This is a genomic window from Frigoribacterium sp. Leaf263, from assembly GCF_001422285.1.
Lineage (GTDB): Bacteria > Actinomycetota > Actinomycetes > Actinomycetales > Microbacteriaceae > Frigoribacterium.
In genome coordinates this window covers 231,953-251,253 of record NZ_LMMO01000001.1, presented here as the reverse complement: position 1 = coordinate 251,253, position 19,301 = coordinate 231,953, and the positions used below count along the sequence as shown (strand labels likewise).

Genomic DNA, 19,301 nt, shown 5'->3' with positions numbered 1-19,301 from the left:
GGAGGCGCTCCGAACAGGAGGAATGATGTCGAACGACTACCGCAGAGACCCGGCGGCCGTGGCGCGCCTGACGCCCGCACAGCGCCGTGTCACGCAGGACGGCGGCACGGAGCCCGCGTTCCGCAACGAGTTCTGGGACTCCACCGACGCGGGCATCTACGTCGATCTCGTCTCGGGCGAACCGCTCTTCGCGTCCGTCGACAAGTTCGACAGCCGCTCGGGCTGGCCGAGCTTCACCCGGCCGATCGACGCCGAGAACGTCGTCGAGAAGCGCGAGGGCATGTTCTTCCTCCGTCGCACCGAGGTACGGTCGGCAGCGGGCGACAGCCACCTCGGTCACGTCTTCGCCGACGGTCCGACCGCGACCGGCGGCCTCCGCTACTGCATCAACTCGGCGGCGCTCCGCTTCGTCCCCTACAGCTCACTCGAAACCGAAGGATACGGTGCCTACATGACGCTCTTCTCCCCCGAATCCACTCCCGCGCCCAGCGGCACCACCGAGACGGCGATCCTCGCCGGCGGCTGCTTCTGGGGCGCCCAGCAGCTGCTCCGCCGTCGGCCCGGCATCGTGTCGACCCGCGTCGGCTACTCGGGCGGCAGCGTGAAGAACGCGACCTACCGCAACCACGCCGGTCACGCCGAGGCCGTCGAGATCGTCTTCGACCCGGGCCTGACCTCGTACCGCGAGATCCTCGAGTTCTTCTTCCAGATCCACGACCCGTCGACGAAGGACCGTCAGGGCAACGACGTCGGCGACAGCTACCGCTCGGCGATCTTCTTCACGACCGACGAGCAGCGCGCGACGGCGCTCGACACGATCGCCGACGTCGACGCCTCGGGCATCTGGCCCGGCAAGGTCGTCACCGAGGTCGCCCCGGCGGGCGATTTCTGGGAGGCCGAGGAGGAGCACCAGGACTACCTCGAGAAGGACCCGTTCGGCTACACCTGCCACTTCATCCGCCCGGGCTGGGTGCTGCCCAAGCGCGACCAGGCGGTCGCCGCGGGCTGACCCCTGCGACGCCGAGGAGGCGCAGTGCCGGTCCGACCGGCACCGCGCCTCCGTCATGCGGTCGGGTCTCAGCCCCAGATCCGGCTGACGATCGAGCCCATCAGGTCGTCGGTCGGCTTGTTCGCCTGGCTGACGGTGATCACGACGTCGTCGCGGACGAGCACCGTGTCGGCCATCTCGACCCCGTACATCTCGTGCGTCGTCGTGTACTGGCAGAGGGTCCCCTCGTAGGCCTCCGAGCAGTCGTAGGCGACGCCGTCGAGGTAGGACTCCGTGACGGGCTCGCGCCTCCCGGCCAGCCAGCCCGGGTACGCCTCCGCCGTCGCCTCGTCGACGAGGGCGACGTCGACGCCGAGGCCCGTGATGTCGGCGCGGGGATCGCGCCAGCCGCAGCGGAGGACTCCGGCGGCGTCGACGACGGCGCGGAGATCGGCGTCGGCGGGCGGAGCCGTCGGGGTCACCCGGCCCATCGGACGCTCGCCGTACTGCTGCGGGTCGTTGAGGGGCGCGTCGCCCATCGTGGCCTCGTAGGCGGCCCGGTCGACGACGTCGGTGCAGTCGGTCGGGATCGAGGGCGGCACGGCGACGTCCGTGGCCGTCGGCATCGGCACGGGCGTCGGCGACGCGGAGCCGACGGCCGTCGGGCTCGTCGAGGCGGCGGGCGACGTCGACGGGGCGGACGATCCCGTCGCGCCGGGCATCGCGCCGCATCCGGCGAGCAGCACGACCCCCAGAGCGGCCGTCGCGACCCCGGTCAGAACACGCTTCATGATCATCTCCCCCGGCGCCGTCGTCGGCGCCATCCCCGCGGCCCGCGCGGCCGCTCCCCCACGGTATCCCGGGCGGAACGGCGCGCTCTCATCCGAGCGATCGAGGCTCGTCCTCCTCGGGTCTCGACATCGGGCGTCGCCTGCGGCGGGGCCGAGCACGGTCCCGGGAGCAGGATGGTCGCATGCCCTCCGCCTTCGACGCCGTCCTGCTCGCCGGCGGGCGCGCCTCCCGTATCGGCGGCGACGACAAGACGACATTCACGAGTCGGGGCGAGCGTCTCGTCGATCTCGCCGTCGCCGCGGCCGACGGCGCGGCATCCCTGATCGTCGTGGGTGCGCGCGACGGGTCGCCGCTGCCCGAGGGCGCGATCACGACCCGCGAGGACCCGCCCTGGGCCGGACCCGTCGCCGCGCTCGCCGCCGGTCTCGACGCCGTGGACGGCCCGTCGCCCGAGACCCTCGTGCTGGCGTGCGACCTGCCCCGCGCGCCCGAGGCCGTCCGAGCCCTCCGGGGGGCACGAGGAGGAGCGGGTCGCCGAGCCCCGAACGACGGCGACGAGGGGACCCCCGAGCCGGGATCCGGCCGCGACGGGCTCATCGCCGTCGACGCCGGCGGCCGCCGCCAACCCCTGCTCGCCCTCTACCGCACCGATGCCCTCCGCGAGCGGCTGGACGCGCTCCGCGCCGACGGTGCGCTCGACGGCCTCTCGATGCGGCGTCTGCTCGACGGGCTCGACCTCGTCGAGGCGCCCCTCCCCGACGAGCTCTGCGCCGACGTCGACACCCCCGCCGATCTCGAGCGGCTCGGCGTCGTCCGCCAGGCGGGTCCGCCCTCGCCGCAGCCGACCCCGCCGACTGCTGGTTGAGTGTGCTCATGACCACCACCCCTCCGGAGCTCGACGTCTGGGCCGCCCGTCTGATCGCCGCCCTCGATCTGCCCGACGGCACGGTCGTCGACGTGGCCACCGTGCTCGACCTCGCCCGCGACGCCGCGCACGGCGTCGCACGCCCGGCCGCTCCCCTCACCACGTATCTGGTCGGCTACGCCGCGGGTCTGGCCGGCGGCGGCGCGGCCGACGTCGATCGAGCGGTGCGGATCGCGACCGAGCTCGCGACCGAGCCCGCGACGGGCGATCCCACCCCGTGACGGCATGAGCCTCGTCCGCCCCGACTGGCGCGCCGCCCGCGACGCCGCGCACGCGGCCGGCTCCGCCCTCCGCGGCCCCGGGGAGCTCGTCGCGCTGAGCGACGCCGTCGGGCGCACCCTCGCCGCCGACCTCCACGCTCTCGCGAGGGTGCCCGGCTTCGACGCCTCGGCGATGGACGGCTGGGCCGTGCGCGGCGGCGGACCGTGGCGTCTCGGCGAGGCCATCGTGGCCGGTCCGGTCGATCCCGGCGCCCCCGGTCTCGACGTCGGCACGGCACGGCCGATCACCACCGGTGCGGCGATCCCCGAGGGCACCGATCGGGTGCTCCGCTCCGAGTCCGGTCGGGTGTCGGGCGGCGTCCTGACGTCGGTCGACGATCCCGCCGCACCGCCGCGCCATGTCCGGCGAGCCGGCGAGGAGGCCGCCCCCGGCGACCTGATCGTCTCCGCCGGCGCGCGGCTCACGCCGCCGCGGGTCGCCGTCGCCGCGGTCTGCGGTCTCGATCACGTCCCCGTCGTCATCCCCCCGCGGGCGGCCCTCGTCGTGCTCGGAGACGAGATCGTGGCCGCGGGGGTGCCCGCACCGGGGACGGTGCGCGACGTGTTCTCGGTCCCGGTGCCGCGCCTCCTCGGCTCCCTCGGGGTCGGCGACGTGTCGGCGACCCGCGTCGCCGACGACCTCGCCGCCACCGTCGCGGCGCTCGACCGGCCCGACGTCGCACTCATCGTCACGACCGGCGGAACCGCCCGCAGCAGCACCGACCACGTGCGGGCGGCCCTCCAGCGCCTCGGCGCCGAGCTGGTGATCGACGGACTGGCCCTGCGGCCCGGGCAGCCGCTGCTCGTCGCACGACGCGGCGGGACCCTGTACCTCTGCCTGCCGGGCAACCCGATGGCCGCCCTCGTCGGCCTGACCCTGATCGGGGCGCCCCTCGTCGACGGCCTCCTCGGGCGCCGACCCGCGCCTCCCGGCGCCGTGACCCTGGCCGTCGACGTGCCGCACGCCCGCTCCGGCGACCTCGTGCAGGCCTACCGCGAGACGCCCGACGGCGCGATGCCGACGGCGCGCCAGTCGTCGGCCATGCTGCGCGGGCTGGCCGACGCCGACGGGCTGCTCATCGTCTCCGCAGGCGGCGCGCGCGCGGGCGACACGGTGCCGACGATCGCCCTGCCATGGTGATCCGAGGCGATCGGGGGTAGACCTGACCCATGGCACGCATCACGTCACGGAAGCCCGTGACCCGGCTCACCGTCGACGACGACGGGGCGTCCGCCGTCCGACGGACGATGGACACCCTGGCCGTCGAGGAGCCGCTCGAGATCCGGGTGGGCGGGCGGTCCCTCGCGATCACCATGCGCACCCCCGGGCACGACTTCGATCTCGCCGCGGGGTTCCTCGTCTCCGAGGGCGTGATCTCGACCGGCGACGAGTACTTCGCAGCGCGCTACTGCGCCGGCGCCACCGCCGAGGGGCTCAACACCTACAACGTGCTCGACGTCACGCTCGCCCCCGGGGTGCCCGCCCCCGACCCGAGCCTCGAACGCGCCTTCTACACGACGAGCTCGTGCGGGCTCTGCGGCAAGGCCTCGATCGACGCCGTCCGCACGAGGTCGCAGCACGCCGTGCTCCACGACCCGCTCGAGATCGACCCGGCCCTGCTCGCCACGTTCCCCGACCGGCTGCGCGAGGGGCAGGACGTCTTCGAGAAGACGGGCGGCCTGCACGCCGCCGCCCTCTTCGACGGCGCGACCGGCGAGATGCTCGTGCTGCGCGAGGACGTCGGGCGCCACAACGCCGTCGACAAGGTCGTCGGCTGGGCCGTGAAGGAGGGGCGGCTGCCCTCGGCGGGGACCGTCCTGATGGTCTCGGGTCGCGCCTCGTTCGAGCTCACCCAGAAGGCGTCGATGGCCGGCATCCCGATGCTCGCCGCCGTCTCGGCCCCGTCGTCGCTCGCCGTCGACCTCGCCGACGAGCTGGGCGTGACCATCGTGGGGTTCCTCCGCGGGCGGTCGATGGTCGTGTACTCGCGACCGGACCGACTCGGCGCTCCCGACGAGACGACCCGCGCCTCCTCGGCGACCCCGGCCGCCGCCCCGGCGACGGCGGGTCCGGCCGAGACCACCTGCATCACCACCCCCGTGCCCCTGACGATCGGACCGAGACCGTGACCGAGAAGCCCCCCGTCGACGATGTGAACGACGACGACATCGAGGTCGGCCCGCCCCGCGAGTGGGCGGCCGGTGTGCCCGGCGTGCTGCACTCGATGGAGCCGGCGATCAAGCAGCTCGGACTCGCCCGCACGGTGAAGCTGATGACGTCGCTGAACCAGAAGGACGGCTTCGACTGCATGAGCTGCGCCTGGCCCGACCCGAACCACCGCAAGGTCGCGGAGTTCTGCGAGAACGGCGCCAAGGCCGTCACCTGGGAGGCCAACCCGGTGCTCGTGCCCGACGCGTTCTGGGCCGAGCACTCGATCGACGATCTGCTCGACAAGTCGGAGTACTGGCTCGGCATGCAGGGCCGCCTGACGACGCCGGTGCACAAGCCCCTCGGCTCCGACCACTACGAGCCGGTCAGCTGGGCGCGCGCCTTCGAGATCATCGGCGACAAGCTGAACTCCCTCGACAGCCCCGACGAGGCGTCGTTCTACACGTCGGGCCGCACCTCGAACGAGGCCGCCTTCGAGTACCAGCTCTTCGTCCGGGCCTTCGGCACGAACAACCTGCCCGACTGCTCGAACATGTGCCACGAGTCGACCGGCGCCGCCATGGGCGAGACCGTCGGGGTCGGCAAGTCGACGATCGCCTACGACGACTTCGAGCAGTCCGACCTGATCATCGTGCTCGGGCAGAACCCCGGCACGAACCACCCGCGCATGCTCACCGCCCTCGAGGACGCCAAACGGAACGGGGCGTCGATCGTCGCGGTGAACCCGCTGCCCGAGGCGGGGCTGCGCCGCTACAAGAACCCGCAGCTGCCGCGGGGGGTCGTGGGGCGCGGAACGAACATCGCCGACCAGTTCGTGCAGATCCGTCTCGGCGGCGACATGGCCCTGCTGCAGGCCGTCGCCAAGCGCGTGCTCGCGGCGGAGGACGCCGCGCCGGGCACGGTGCTCGATCACGCGTTCCTCGCCGAGCACACGGTCGGGCTCGAGGCGTTCCGCGAGCACATCGCCCGCGTCGACGACGACGAGGTGCTGCTCGCCACCGGCATCACGACAGCCGAGATCGACGAGCTGGCCGAGCGCTACATCGCCGCCGAGCGGGTCATCATCACCTGGGCGATGGGCATCACGCAGCACCGCAAGGCCGTCGACACCATCAAGGAGATCATCAACCTGCTGCTGCTGCGCGGCAACATCGGCAAGCCCGGTGCCGGCGCCTCGCCGATCCGCGGGCACAGCAACGTCCAGGGCGACCGCACGATGGGCATCTGGGAGCAGATGTCCGACACGTTCCTCGACGCGCTGCAGCGCGAGTTCCGCTTCGACCCGCCGCGTGAGCACGGCGTCGACGCGCTCAAGGGCATCAAGGCCATGCAGGAGGGGCGGATCCGGTTCTGGATGGGCATGGGCGGCAACCTCGTGGCCGCCATCTCGGACACGCAGCTGGCCGAGGCCGCCATGCGCGGCACCGACATGACCGTCCAGGTGTCGACGAAGCTCAACCGATCGCACGCCGTCGTGGGCGCCGAGGCGCTCATCCTGCCGACCCTCGGTCGCACCGAGATCGACGTGCAGAAGTCGGGGCCGCAGTTCGTCTCCGTCGAAGACACGGTCTGCTCGGTGCACGGCAGTCACGGTCAGGTGCCGCCGGTCGCCCCCGATCTGCTGTCCGAGGTGGCCATCGTCAGCAGACTCGCGCAGGCCACCCTCGGCGATCGCGCGGATCTCGACATCGACTGGCAGTCGTTCGAGGACGACTACGACACCCTGCGCGACCACATCAGCCGGGTCGTCCCGGGCTTCGAGCGGTACAGCGAGCGGGTGCGCAGCCGCGACGGGTTCGTCCTGCCCAACGGGCCCCGCGACTCGCGGACGTTCGACACCGCTGCGGGCAAGGCCATGATCACCGTGAACGAGCTCGAGCACGTCGAGCGGCCGGCCGGGCGCCTCCTGCTGCAGACCCTTCGCTCGCACGACCAGTACAACACGACGATCTACAGCCTGAACGACCGCTACCGCGGCATCAAGAAGGGACGAGAGGTCGTCTTCATCAACCCGGACGACCTCGCCGAGCTGGGCCTCGTCGACGGTCAGCGGGTCGACGTGTTCACCGAATGGACCGACGACGTCGAGCGCGTGCTGCGCGACTACCGGGTCGTGGCGTACCCGACGGCGCGCGGGTGCGCGGCGGCGTACTTCCCCGAGGCGAACGTGCTCGTGCCGCTCGACAGCGCGTCGATCGGCAGCAACACGCCGGTATCGAAGGCGGTGCTCGTGCGGGTGGTTCCGGCGGCGGTGCCCGCGACCGTCTAGCCGCGGCGGGCGGCGGCGCGCACGGCCTCGACGGCGGCGGTGACCCCACCGCTCCAGGGGGCGCCGTGGCCGGGGAGCACCCAGGTCGCGCCGGTCTCGACGAGCGCTGAGAGCGCGTCGAGGGCCTGCTCCGGCTCGTCGGTGAACGGCGCCGGCGCCGGACCGACCTCGCCGGTCAGCACGTCGCGGGTCGTCAGGGCGTCGCCCACGAACACGGCGTCGACGCCCGGCACGAACACCGCGATGCTGCCCTCGGAGTGACCGGGCATCGGGATGACCTGCGGCGAGCCCGGCAGGTCGAGCGTCTCGCCGCCGTGCAGCTCGACGACCTCGGTGAGCCAGTCCGTCTTCGCCCCGCCCTTCCGCAGCGTGTAGGCGAGGAACCCGAGCACCGCGCCGAGTCGCATCCGCTGCTTGGCGTTCTTCGGCTTGGCGCCGCCCTTCGCCCGGGCGACGTCTGCCGCGTGGATGAAGACGGGCACGCCGTGCTCGCGGCGGAGCCGCTCGGCGAAGCCGAGATGATCGCCGTCGCCGTGCGTCAGCACGACCCCCCTCACGTCGGCCGGCGTGCGACCGAGGGAGGCCAGCTCGGCGACCAGTTCGGCGTGCAGACCGGGCAGCCCGGCGTCGATCACGGTGACGCCGTCGGGCGTCACGACGAGGTAGGCGGCGACGACGTCGCTGCCGATGCGGTGGAGCGAGGGGGTGAGTTCCATGATGGCTACTGTAGATAGCCTTCATGGCTACTGTCAATAGCTATACTCGACGGATGCCGTCCCCTGAGCGCACCTCCCTCGACGCCATCGTCGCCGCCGCCCGCGAGCTGCTCGAGACCGACGGCCCCACCGGGCTCACCATGGCGGCGGTCGCCGCGCGGGTGGGCGTCCGCGCCCCCTCCCTCTACAAGCGCGTCGACAGCAGGGAGGCGCTGGTCCAGCTGGTCGCGGAGGCCACCCTCTCGGATCTGGCCGTCCACCTCGACGCGGCGGCGGGCGCCCGCCAGGTGCTCGACGGATTCCGCTCGTTCGCGCACGAGCGCCCGGCGGCGTTCCAGCTCGTCATGACGCCCGGCCCCGGCATGCCGCGAGCGCGAGCGGAGTTCGGGGCCGAGGCGAGCCGGGCCGCCCTCCGGGTCGGAGCGGAGCTCGCCGGCGCCGACAACGCCCTCGCGGCGGCCCGCACCCTCACGGCCTGGGTCGCCGGCTTCGTCGTGATGGAGCTGAACGGCGGGTTCCAGCTCGGCGGCGACGTGGACGACGCGTGGGAGTTCGGGACGGAACGGGTCATCGCGGCGCTCGCCGCGCCTCCTCGGCTCTGAGCACGCGACGCGCGGTGTGCTCAGGCGTCGAGAGGCAGGTGCGGGTACTGGGGCGACCGGCCCTGGAAGGTGAGGATCGCGTCGTTCTCGACCCGCCCCTCCTCGATCTCGATGGCACGGCGGATCGTGTCGGACTCGCGCCACGCGGCGGGGCCCTCCATCACGGTTCGGAGGAACGGCATCAGCGCTTCGCTGATCTCCCACGTGGTCGAGTTCCACAGCAGTGACGGGCTGTGGTCGACGGCGTAGTAGTTCGTCGTCTCGCCGACGGTAATCATCGGCTCGGCGAAGGTCGTCGCGCGGGCCCACTCGAAGCCCATGCCCTCGTCGACCGAGACGTCGACGATGAGGCTGCCGGGGCGGAAGGACTCGAGGTCGCTGGTGCGCAGGTAGGTGAGGGGCGCGTTCGGGTCCTGCAGGGTGCAGTTGACGACGATGTCGTTCGCCGCCAGGAACGGCGCGAGGGCCACGGGGCCCTCGGGGGTGTTGACGGTGCTGGCGCCGGGGGTCTCGGGGTCGTGCTCGAACCGGTGGATGTCGACCGAGGGGATGGGCGAGCCGACGGCCGCGATGTTCCGGTTGGTCAGCACGCGGACGTCGTGGATGCCGTGGGCGTTCAGGGCGGTGACGGCGCCGCGGGCTGTGGCGCCGAAGCCGATCACGACGGCGGTCAGGCGGCGACCGTAGTCGCCGGTCGAACCGCAGAGCTGGAGCCCGTGCAGCACCGAGCAGTAGCCGGCGAGCTCGTTGTTCTTGTGGAAGACGTGCAGGGCGTAGCCGCCGTCGGGCTGCCAGTGGTTCATGGCCTCCCATGCGATGAGGGTGAGCTTCTTGTCGATGGCGAGCTGGGTGATCTCGCGATCCTGCACGCAGTGGGGCCAGCCCCAGAGCGTCTGCCCGTCGCGCAGCTCGACGAGGTCGTCGGCCTGGGGCTTCGGCAGCAGCACGACGTCGCTGTCGGCGATGATCCGATCACGGTCGGCCAGGGCCACGAGCGGCTCGAGGTCGGAGTCGGGGATGCCGAAGCGGAGGCCGTAGCCGCGCTCGAGGGTCATGCTGGCGCGCAGATCGGCGTCGATCCGCTCGAGGTGCGCGGGGTGGATCGGCAGGCGCCGCTCGTCGGGCTTGCGGGAGGTCGCGAGGACGCCGAGGCGCAGCAGTGCGGGGGCGGGCGTGATTCGGCTCATGCCTGACCTTAGACGAGGCCGGCTCACGCCCGGGACCGGTGGTGCCGTGCGTGCACGTGCCACCATCGAGTCATGAGCCGAGAGACCGAGAGACCGGTGGCCGTGCGAGCCGTGGCGTTCATGGCTCGATCGTGGTGGGGCGGCCGGCCGCACCGCCGCGTCTCGTACGACGCCTGGTGGCCTGACGGTCGCATCGAGAACGGCGTCGGCCTCGCCTCGGTGCTGGACCTCCGTCACCCGGCCGACATCGCCGACGCCGAGACGGCCGTCCATGGCCGGTGCCCTGAGATCGGGCCGGGCGAGTGGTGCGACAGGTGGGGACGCGTGGTCGACGGGCCCGTCGACGGTTCGGCGGGGGTCTCGTCTTCGCGGCGCCAGCAGCGACCTCGTCGCCCGCGTCGCCTGATGAGCCAACGGCGCGAGTTCGACGCACCCCGGTACGACCCGACGAAACAGCCGAGCCGGACGGGCCGCCTGGTCGCAGGCCTTGTCGCTCTCGTCGTGGGCGTGGTGCTGCTGGTCACGACCTCGGGCGACGGGCCGCTCGCGCTCGTCGGCGTCCTGAGCGTCTTCTCCTCCGTGGGTCTGCTGGCCGGTCTCGTGCCGCGCCAGCGTCGGTGGTGGTGACGGCGATGATCAGGCCCGGGACCGGTGGCCCCGACACGTCTGCTCAGCCTCGGAGGACCTCTCCGCTCGACGAGACGCCACCGTAGGGCTTGGTCACGGCTTCGCCAGCTCGTCGGTGCTGACGGTGATGCCGGTCGGGTACTCGACCCAGAGGTCGCTGCCCTCGCGGAACAGCCGGGCGGCCGTCATGTCGCACTCCTGGAAGTCGCGACGCGACGTGGGTGACGCGCCCAGCGCTTCCCTCGCCTGTGACAACGGCACCGTCGGGTCACGCCGGGGCCGACATGACCTCGTACTCCGACTCTTCGCGCGAAAAGAGGAGCCACCGGGTCGGCGAGGCCACCTGACAGAAGTACCGGTAATCCTCGGTGAACACCACTGCCTCTCTTTGCATCTCTCACTTCAGCAGCCGTACGAACGGCACAAATTCCTTTTGTTGGCGTAAAGGTCACCAGTCGATGTCGAGGACTAATCGGCCTGGAGACTCGCTTACTGATCCCGACGTGCCGAAATCATGCCGGCAAGTGCTTAGACGTCCGGACATCAGCCTCGCGGGATCTCCTCGGTGGCACTCACGCTTCCGTATGGCCAGTTCACCCACGACTCCGTCTCAGCCTTCTCGAAGAGACGCCGGGATGTCGCGAAGAACTCCTGGAAGTCGCGGCGACCCGACTGCGTGACCCCGAGACGCGTTCGCAGTTCGCCGAGTCCTACCACGTGGTCGGACGAACCGGTCGAAGCGATGACATCGAACTCGTAGTCCCCCGACTTGAACACGAACCATCCGGTGGGGCTCGCAGTCATCCTGAAGAACTTCAGATAGTCGGGGCTCGGCTCGGTCAATTGAGATTCCAAGAGGACTGGTAATCTTGACGGTAATTCGGATAGTCGATCATCTGCGTTCGCTCCATGTCGTAGAAGTCACTTTGATCCAGTGGCTTCACCCAAGCAGGACGCAACTGCGGATCCGGGGCCCCGATGTCGACGAACGACCGCCCCTCAGCCTGCTGGTAGTTAATCCATTTCTTGTTGGCCCAGACGTGGACCTTATCGGTGGCATCGGGGAACAGCTTCGCTGGTCCGTCGTACGTCCAGTCTGGAAGGGCTTCATACGAGGCATAGCCATGTGTCTTGGCGTAGGGGTGCACGCGGTAGTCCATGCTCCGTCCCATGACGACCGTGTCTGCACCCGCATTCCGGGTGACCGAGTTCATCAGGCCCTCTCCGAGCTTGCGACCCGCCGCGCCGCCGACCAGACCGGTGACCGTGCCGGCGGCGGCGCTGCCGGCCGTCGCGGCGAGCGCACCGCTCACCGTGTGAGGACCCGGCCCGCTGTAGTAGCCGTAGGCGCCCTGGGCCGCGCCGCCGATGCCACCCGAGCTCGAGCCGGCGACCAGGGCCGCCTTCATGCCCGTCGCGCCGACCTTCGCGGCGATCGCCGCGCCGCCGAATCCTCCGAGGGCGCTGCTCATTATGACCTGCCCCACATCCACCTTGCCTGTCGTGGCTTTCTGGATGATGACATCGGCACCACCACTGATGAGCATCATGCCGATGGGCCCGCCGACGCCAGTCGCAATCATCAAGGCACCGCCCACCACCATGGCGCCGCCGACGATGTACTCCCAGTTGTCGGCGAGCTTCTGCCCGACCCAGGCGAGAGCCCCGCGCGACTCGGAGTCGTACGCCGTCAGCTCGGCGTCGGTCAGAGGTCGCAGACCCGTGGGGTCGATCGCGCCCAGCGGGTCGTTGCCCGCGTAGGCATAGGGATTGCCGTCCCACCCGGCGCCGAGCACCGGGGGCAGCGGGTCGGTCGACAGGAACCCTCTCGCGGCGGGGTCGTACGCCCTGGCGCCGAGCCATTCGAGTCCGGCGATGGTGAGTCCACCCGACGCGGTGATGCTCGGAGCGGAGAGCCCGCTGACGGCAGCGGCGCCATCCGGCCCCGCCGGTGCCCAGGGGTCCGCCTCGTCCGTCGTGCGAGCGCCGCGCCACGACGACGCCGCCCAGGAGCCGCCGACGCCGGTCAGACCACCGGGCACGCCGACGACCTGCCGGCCGCCGAGGCCGACGAGTCGCGGGAACGGCGACGCCGTGTCCCACCAGACCGACGCGTCGTCGACCTCGGCGAGCTCGCCCAGGGCGTCGACCCAGAGGCGGTGCGCGGCGACGACGCGCCCGCCGTCCCGCGACGTGACACCCGCGAGACCGCCGGTCGCGCCCCAGGCGTAGTCGATCTGCGTGCCGTCGCCGTGCTCGACGCGGACGCGGCGACCGAGGCCGTCGTACACGAACGCGGAGCGCGTGCCGTCCGAACCGAGCGTCTCCGCCAGCTGCCCCGCCGCGTCGTACCGGTACGACGTCGTCCCGACCGGCGAGCTCTCGCGGACGAGCCGCCCGCCCGCGTCGTACTCCCAGGTCGAACCGGTGCCGTCGTCGGTCGTGCTGGCGATCAGCTGCCCTGCGGCGTCACGCGTGAACCGCGTCACCGCGCCTCCGCGGTCGATCGAGGTGATCCGCCCGTCGTCGTCGCGGGTGATCTCGGTGGTGATGCCGTGAGCGGTGTGCGAGAGGACCGCGCCGTCGCGGTACGACCAGACCCGCGCCTCCTCGGCGATCGTGACGGCGACGCACCGACCCGCCGCGTCACGGGTGAAGTCGGCTCGGCCCAGCGTCGGGTTCTCGAGGGCGACGATGCGACCGGCGGCGTCGTGCAGCCAGGTCGTCCGCACACCCGAGGCGTCGGTCTGGGCCAGGCGCTCGCCGTCGGCGCCGTACTCCCAGGTGAGCGCGTGCCCGTCGCGCGACCGCGACACGAGCAGACCACGGCGGTCCGAGCGCAGCTCGTGCTCGACGACCCGGCCGTCGGGGCGGGTGCTGTCCGAGACGACCACGCGGCGGTTCACCGGGTCGTGGGTGATGGAGGCGAGGAGGCGGGCGTCCAGATGACGCGCGACCTCGCGACCGGCGTCGTCGTGGCTCCAGGTCGTCACGTGGCCGTCGGGATCGATGCGCTCGATGCGTCGCCCCGCGGGGTCGTACCGCTGCGTGGTGGTGCGCCCGAGCGGGTCGGTGACCGACGCGGTCTGGTCGAGTGCGGTCCACTCGCGGGTGGTGACACCGCCCATCGGGTCGACGGTGCGGACGACGCGCCCGCGCTCGTCGTACTCGAACCGCGTCGTGCCGCCGACGCCGTTGACCGTGCGGATCAGCTGACCCGCGGCGTCGTAGGCGAAGCGGCGGGTGCCCTGCGCGGCGCCCTGCACGAACGTGACGCGACCGGCGGCGTCGTAGCCGAAGCGCGTCGTGCCGAGACCTGGCACGGACTGGGCCGAGACCCGCCCGCCGTCGTCGTACTCGATGCGCTCGACGTCGCCCGTCGGCAGACTGCGGCGCACCACGCGCTGGTCGGCGTCGTAGGTCAGCTCGGTCGTGCCGCCGAGGGGGTCGATGGTGCGCCAGGGCCGACCGCAGTCGTCGTACTCGAGCCGGGTGGTGGCCCCCGAGGGTGCGACGACGGCGACGACGCGCCCGGCGACGTCACGCTCGAGACGCGTGAGCCCGCCCTCGCCGTCGATCAGCTCGACGGGATTGCCCGCGGCGTCGTAGACGGTCAGCTCGACCGAACCGTCGGCCGACTCGCGGCGGACGGGTCGACCCAGCTCGTCGAGCCGCACGGTGACCGACCCGAACGCGTCGGTCACCGAGGCGACCCCCGCGGATCGGTCGCTCTCGCCGCCGGCCCGGACGCCCGTCGGATCGATCGTGGCCGTCAGGGTGCCGACGGCGTCGTACACGCGGCGCCATTCGTGCCCGAGCGGGTCGGTGACGGTGGTCAGGCGGGACAGGGCGTCGTGCGCGAACGTCCACGCGTCGCCGCCGGGGAGGGTCGCCGCGGAGAGATTGCCGAGCTCGTCGAACGTGCGCTCGACGGCGCGGCCCAGCGGGTCGACGGTCCGCACGAGCTCGCCGTTCGGCGCGTACTCGAACGTGGTCCGCGCGCCGAGGGGGTCGACGACGGCCGTGGTGCGACCGGCGACGTCGTGCTCGACGGCCCAGACCGCGCCGTCCGGGTCGCGCCGCTCGACGAGCAGCCCCGCCGAGTCGTAGCGGTAGGCCGTCCGAGCGCCGAGGGGGCTGATCGCCGCCGTGGGCCGCCCGGCCTGATCGCGCTCGATGCGCGCCGTCTCGCCGCGCGTGTTGCGCGTCGCGACCAGGTCGCCGAAGGCGTCGTAGTCGAACTCGAGGCGGACCCCGACCGGGTCGACGACCGAGGCGAGCCGACCGCGCTGCCAGGCCAGCTCGGTCCGTCCGCCCAGCGCGTCGACGATGACCGAGGGGTTCCGTTCGACGTCGTCGGCGTACTCGTACGCGACGATCGCACCCGCCGCGGTCACGAAGGTCGTCACGCGATCGTGCTCGTCGTACCCGTAGGTCAGATCGGCGCCCTCGGGGGTGACCGTGCGGGTCCGCCGGCCCCGCTCGTCGTAACCGTGCACCGTGACGGAGCCGTCGCGCTCGGTGAACGAGACGAGGTTCCCGAAGGCGTCGTAGGCCATCGACTGCCGGCGGTCCTCGGTGTCGCGCACCCCGACGAGGCGGCCCTTGGCGTCGGCGATCCACGAGTTCGAGCGCGAGCCGTCCTCGTCCGACACCGCCGTCACGCGCCCGGGCAGGTACGCGAAGCGGGTGCGGCGTCCGTGCTGGGTCACCTGCGTGACGACGCGCCCCTGGTCGTCGTACGTGTTCTCGGCCTCGACGACGCCGGCGGCCGAGACGACGGCCTGGATCAGGCCCTGGCTGTTCCAGCGGTAGGTGCGGCTGCCGATCGGCGAGACCACCTCGACGAGGCGACCCTCGTCGTAGACGTACTCGCACCTCCTGCCGTCCGACGCCGCCACGACCGCGACACGGCCGTCGACGTGCTCGACGTCGACGAACCGACCGAGGGAGTGCAGGAGGCGCGTCACCGGACCGTCGTCGTCGCGCCCGACCGAGATGGTCCGGCCGCGACCCGAGCCCGTGCCGAGCCAGAGACCTGCGGCCGTGAAGGCCCACCAGCGACCGCCGTTGTCGCGGACCACCAGGAATTCGTCGGCGCCCTCGCGGGCGGACGTCAGCTCGCCGTGACCGGGTGCCACCGTCTCGCGGGCGAGCCACAGGCTCTCGCCGACGGCCCGGTCGAAGCCGGCACCGGCCCGCGGGAAGTCGACGGCGCGACCGTCCTCCCTGACCCAGCGCGCGCCCTCGTCGGAGAGCACGAGGGTCTGGTCGAGCACGGACGACCAGCCGACGCCGAAGACGCCCGCTTCGGCGTGGCCCGACGGCAGCGAGTTGTACATGCGGTCGAGGGCCAGCGGGTCGGCCCCGGGGAACGCGAGGTCGGTCTCGGGCTCGATGAAGTTGCCGGTCGCCGTGTTGACCGGGTCGTTGGCGTACCCGCTGGTGGGGACGGCGCCTGCAGCCGTCGGCGGGTCGATGGTGAGCGCCGAACGGGTGGCCGAGACCCCGGCGGCGGCGAGCGCGTCGGCCAGCGCGGCGTCGCTCAGGGTCGAGACGTCGCCGGTGCCGCCCGCCGACTCGAAGGCGGCGGCGACGGTGTCGGCCCACGACGCGTCGTTCGCGTTGGCGGCCAGGTACCGGCGGTAGGCGCTGACCACGCCGTCGGCGTCGATGCGTCCCCACGAGCACTGGCTCACGAACGTCGCCAGAGCACCCTCGATCGTGCCGGGGGCGGCGGCGAGCGAGTCGTCGAGGCCCCGCGAGCCGGTGGCGAACGACCTCAGATCGGCGGGCCGGGCCGACGAGGCGCCCCCGCCCCCTCCACCGCCGCTGCCCGGGGCGGGCGTCTCGCGCGAGCCGGTCGAGGTCGACTCCGACGGGAAGGTCGGCGCCGGGCCGGGGTCCGCGTTCGGGCGCTCCTCCTCGCCGAAGAAGAAGTCGTGCACCTCGTCGCCGAAGTCCTTGTCGTTGTGGCGACGCACCCACTCGTTGTTCTCGCGACGGCGGTCGTCCTCGTCGCGGGCGGCGGTCACCATCGTCCCGACGTAGCCCGCGACCGTGCGGAGCGAGCTCGCGAGGGCGGAGGCGTCGACGGCGGCGGTCGCGGCGTTCTGGGCGAACAGCTCGGAGAACCGCCCCGCGAAGTCCTGCTGACCCGTCGAGACGTACGAGGCCCGGGAACCGGCCTGGTCGTCGAGGCGACCGGCCTCGGTCTCGAGCGTCGACTTCAGGTCGGAGGCCGTCGAGTAGACGAACCTGCCCCCGTTCGACGAATCCGACTGCGGCAGCAGCGGCACCTCTGTGAACTCGGTCATGTGAGCACTCCCCCGGGCGGCGTCTCGACCGGCCGACCCCCGTCGACCGTCATCGCAGGCGACCCGCGACCTCCTCACGGTAGTCCCGCGGCGGGCGCCCGTCCACGCCCCGATCGGGGCGAGGCCCGTTCCGGCCGACCCCTGTTCTGGGTCGGCCCTGCACCCATCCGCCGACGAGGCCGCGTCCGAACTCACCATGAGGTCGGACGAATTCGTGACGTTTCGCTCAGTCGACACGTCCGATTGATGTACCGCCGCGTCCACCACCGCGGCGTCGCCGGACCGCATCGGACCAGGAGGATTCCATGACGAGCACCTACGCACCGCAGCACGAGGGCGACACCAGCCCGATCGCCGTGCAGGCCGACCCCTCCTTCCGCCGCACCGAGCAGGGCACCGACGACCTCCTCGACGCCTGCGCGCGCCTCCAGGACCTCTACGACGGGCGCCACTTCCGGGCCCGTCGCGCCGACGAGGCCTTCCTCTTCCGCTACGCGAGCGCCGGCGACGATCGGCTGAGCCTGCGCACCGCGACGTTCCTCGGGCATCTGCAGGGCGACGTGCCGTGGTCGAAGGACTACGTCGTGTCGTGGCTGCGGTCGGGCACCGCGACGATCGAGCACCACGGCGGCCAGCTGACGAGTCTCGGCGGTCAGCCGTTCCTCATCCCGTCCGAGACGTCGTTCTCGTTCATGATGACGCCGCACCGGAACAACATGGTCCACGCCGACGCGGCGTTCCTGGAGGACATCGCGACCGAGATCCACGGCGGGCCCTCGCAGCGCATCGTCTTCGACCACACCGCCACCCCGACCCCGGAGGCGCTGGTCGCCTGGCGATCGGCCGTCACCGCCGCCACCCCGGCCGTCGTCACCGAGAAGGTCGCGCCTCTCGTGCGGCACGAGGCCCAGGTCACGCTGGTGCGCGCCATGCTGGCGCTGTTCCCGTGGCAGGCCGTCGACGTGCCGAACAGTCTGCGGACCGAGCGCACGGCCCGCCTCCGTGTCGCGGTCGAGTACGTGCACGCGTCCGCCCATCAGCCGATCACCCCGGCGGACATCGCCCGGGCCGCCGGCATGCACACGCGCACGCTGCAGCAGGCGATGAACGACCACCTCGGCGCGAGCCCGATGAACTACCTGCGCCAGGTGCGGCTCGACAAGGCCCACGACGAGCTCGTGTCGTCGTCGCGCGACGAGGCCCTCGTCTCGGACATCGCCCGCCGCTGGGGCTTCGGCAACCTCGGCCGCTTCTCCGCCGCCTACGTCAAGCGCTTCGGCGAGTACCCCCGCGACACCCTGCTGCGCTGACGGGGTCTGCCGTCGCACGGCCGCGTCGGGGCTGTCGCATGGCCGCGTCGGGGCTGTCGCGCCGCCGAGCCGGGCCTGTCGCGCGGCCGAGCCGGGCTGAGGAGGCGCGGCGTCAGAGAGGCGCGACGCCCGGTTCCGTCTGCGGCAGCACCGCGGCGGTGTCGATGTCGAGACCGTCCTCGAAGCAGGTGCTCGTGGCGATGACGCTCGTCTTGGCGTCGGTGATCGTCACGAGCACCAGGAACCCGTCGTCGCGGGCGAGCAGGAGCTCCACGCTGCCGTCAGGGCGATCGGTCCGGACCACGTCGTCGCCGTAGGGCGCGAGCGACGAGCGCACTCCTCTCTCCGACTCCGCGCGGTCACGGGCCGGCTGCTGCTCGAAACAGCCGGCGAACTGCTCGCCGTCGGGGCACGAACCGAGGTCCGGATCCCAGCCGCCCAGCCAGTCACCACCCACGGCCTCGCGACCGGCGGCCACGGCTCCGACGATCTCGTCGGCGGCAGCCGGAGGGTCGACGGCTGCGGCGGCCGGACCGTCGCCCGGCGTGCAGCCCGCGAGCAGGGCGACCGTCGCCAGGGTGGTGACGCCGACGGCCAGAGCGCTTCGCGAGGCGGACATTCAGAGGACCGTGACGCCGGGCTCGGTCGCCGGCAGGTGGTCGGTCGGGTCCGCATCGACGTCGTCGGCGTAGCAGGCGCTCGTCGTGGTGAGACTGGTCTTCGCGTCGGTGACCGTGAGGAGCACGAGGAATCCGTCCTCGCGCACGAGCAGGACCTCGACGCTGCCGTCGGGGCGGTCGGTGCGGATCATGTCCCGCCCGTCGGCCCCCAGGGAGGCGCGGATCGCCGCCTCGGACTCGTCGCGATCCCGCGCTGGCTGCTGCTCGAAGTACCCCGCGAACTGGTCGCCGCCCTCGGGGCAGGGCCGGGTCGCGAGATCCCAGCCGCCCAGCCACGCGCCGCCGATGGCCTCGCGCCCCGCAGCGAGTTCCGCGACGACCTCGTCTGCGACGGCCTGAGGGTCGGCCCTCTCGGCGTCCGAGCTCTCGGCGCGACTGCAACCGCCCGAGGCTAGGAGCACCGTCATCAGCACGACAGCGGCGACTGCCCGTCCCGCGGAGCTCCTCCGACGTGCGCC

At 72.4% G+C, this 19,301-nt stretch carries 16 protein-coding genes; 9 read left to right on the top strand and 7 right to left on the bottom strand.

Annotation, left to right across the window (positions count from 1 at the left end; all coding sequences use genetic code 11):
• Positions 1 to 22: 22 nt before the first annotated feature.
• Positions 23 to 1,009 carry a bifunctional methionine sulfoxide reductase B/A protein gene (locus ASF17_RS15170; RefSeq protein WP_326933901.1) on the top strand — a complete coding sequence of 329 codons (987 nt, stop codon included), beginning with the start codon at positions 23 to 25 and terminating at the stop codon, positions 1,007 to 1,009.
• Positions 1,010 to 1,077: 68 nt separating this feature from the next.
• Here the strand turns inward: ASF17_RS15170 and ASF17_RS01145 are convergent, their stop codons facing one another.
• The gene (locus ASF17_RS01145; protein ID WP_156357245.1) at positions 1,078 to 1,779 is read right to left on the bottom strand and encodes a hypothetical protein; all 702 of its coding nucleotides are present in this window, start codon (positions 1,777 to 1,779) and stop codon (positions 1,078 to 1,080) included.
• Positions 1,780 to 1,961: 182 nt separating this feature from the next.
• On the opposite strand from ASF17_RS01145, the gene mobA reads away from it, so the two are divergent.
• The 5 genes from mobA to ASF17_RS01120 are packed head-to-tail and all read left to right on the top strand — an operon-like array spanning position 1,962 to position 7,404.
• Positions 1,962 to 2,645, top strand: a complete 684-nt coding sequence (gene mobA / locus ASF17_RS15450; RefSeq protein WP_055794431.1) for a molybdenum cofactor guanylyltransferase — start codon at positions 1,962 to 1,964, stop codon at positions 2,643 to 2,645.
• Between the two features lie 8 nt (positions 2,646 to 2,653).
• Positions 2,654 to 2,926: a DUF6457 domain-containing protein gene (locus ASF17_RS15445; protein ID WP_055795494.1), complete on the top strand. Its 273-nt coding sequence runs from the start codon at positions 2,654 to 2,656 to the stop codon at positions 2,924 to 2,926.
• A 4-nt stretch (positions 2,927 to 2,930) separates the two neighbouring features.
• On the top strand, positions 2,931 to 4,106 hold the full coding sequence (locus ASF17_RS01130; protein ID WP_055794429.1) for a molybdopterin molybdotransferase MoeA: 1,176 nt from the start codon (positions 2,931 to 2,933) through the stop codon (positions 4,104 to 4,106).
• Between the two features lie 29 nt (positions 4,107 to 4,135).
• The gene (fdhD, locus tag ASF17_RS01125) at positions 4,136 to 5,095 is read left to right on the top strand and encodes a formate dehydrogenase accessory sulfurtransferase FdhD (protein WP_082474954.1); all 960 of its coding nucleotides are present in this window, start codon (positions 4,136 to 4,138) and stop codon (positions 5,093 to 5,095) included.
• Positions 5,092 to 7,404 (top strand): FdhF/YdeP family oxidoreductase, encoded by a 2,313-nt coding sequence (locus ASF17_RS01120; protein WP_055794428.1) that lies wholly within the window; start codon positions 5,092 to 5,094, stop codon positions 7,402 to 7,404. Before fdhD ends, ASF17_RS01120 begins: the two co-directional genes overlap by 4 nt.
• Here ASF17_RS01120 and ASF17_RS01115 read toward each other — a convergent pair.
• Positions 7,401 to 8,120 (bottom strand): MBL fold metallo-hydrolase, encoded by a 720-nt coding sequence (locus tag ASF17_RS01115; protein ID WP_055794426.1) that lies wholly within the window; start codon positions 8,118 to 8,120, stop codon positions 7,401 to 7,403. The two genes, ASF17_RS01120 and ASF17_RS01115, sit on opposite strands and share 4 nt — an antisense overlap.
• A gap of 53 nt (positions 8,121 to 8,173) precedes the next feature.
• Between ASF17_RS01115 and ASF17_RS01110 the strand changes: the two genes are divergently transcribed.
• The gene (locus ASF17_RS01110; protein WP_055794423.1) at positions 8,174 to 8,722 is read left to right on the top strand and encodes a TetR/AcrR family transcriptional regulator; all 549 of its coding nucleotides are present in this window, start codon (positions 8,174 to 8,176) and stop codon (positions 8,720 to 8,722) included.
• A 20-nt stretch (positions 8,723 to 8,742) separates the two neighbouring features.
• Here the strand turns inward: ASF17_RS01110 and ASF17_RS01105 are convergent, their stop codons facing one another.
• Positions 8,743 to 9,909 (bottom strand): N(5)-(carboxyethyl)ornithine synthase, encoded by a 1,167-nt coding sequence (locus ASF17_RS01105; RefSeq protein ID WP_055794421.1) that lies wholly within the window; start codon positions 9,907 to 9,909, stop codon positions 8,743 to 8,745.
• A 72-nt stretch (positions 9,910 to 9,981) separates the two neighbouring features.
• On the opposite strand from ASF17_RS01105, the gene ASF17_RS15440 reads away from it, so the two are divergent.
• A complete protein-coding gene (locus ASF17_RS15440; RefSeq protein ID WP_055794419.1) occupies positions 9,982 to 10,536 on the top strand; it encodes a hypothetical protein in 555 nt (184 codons plus the stop codon).
• Between the two features lie 543 nt (positions 10,537 to 11,079).
• Here the strand turns inward: ASF17_RS15440 and ASF17_RS01095 are convergent.
• The gene (locus tag ASF17_RS01095; protein WP_055794416.1) at positions 11,080 to 11,379 is read right to left on the bottom strand and encodes a hypothetical protein; all 300 of its coding nucleotides are present in this window, start codon (positions 11,377 to 11,379) and stop codon (positions 11,080 to 11,082) included.
• A complete protein-coding gene (locus tag ASF17_RS01090; protein ID WP_055794414.1) occupies positions 11,376 to 16,853 on the bottom strand; it encodes a DUF6531 domain-containing protein in 5,478 nt (1,825 codons plus the stop codon). The genes ASF17_RS01095 and ASF17_RS01090 overlap by 4 nt, the downstream gene beginning before the upstream one ends.
• A gap of 305 nt (positions 16,854 to 17,158) precedes the next feature.
• On the opposite strand from ASF17_RS01090, the gene ASF17_RS01085 reads away from it, so the two are divergent.
• Positions 17,159 to 18,163 carry a helix-turn-helix transcriptional regulator gene (locus ASF17_RS01085; RefSeq protein ID WP_055794412.1) on the top strand — a complete coding sequence of 335 codons (1,005 nt, stop codon included), beginning with the start codon at positions 17,159 to 17,161 and terminating at the stop codon, positions 18,161 to 18,163.
• A 112-nt stretch (positions 18,164 to 18,275) separates the two neighbouring features.
• On the opposite strand, the gene ASF17_RS01080 is transcribed toward ASF17_RS01085, so the two are convergent.
• Both ASF17_RS01080 and ASF17_RS01075 read right to left on the bottom strand, forming a co-directional pair.
• A complete protein-coding gene (locus tag ASF17_RS01080; RefSeq protein WP_055794410.1) occupies positions 18,276 to 18,782 on the bottom strand; it encodes a hypothetical protein in 507 nt (168 codons plus the stop codon).
• On the bottom strand, positions 18,783 to 19,250 hold the full coding sequence (locus tag ASF17_RS01075) for a hypothetical protein (RefSeq protein WP_156357244.1): 468 nt from the start codon (positions 19,248 to 19,250) through the stop codon (positions 18,783 to 18,785).
• Positions 19,251 to 19,301 lie beyond the last annotated feature (51 nt).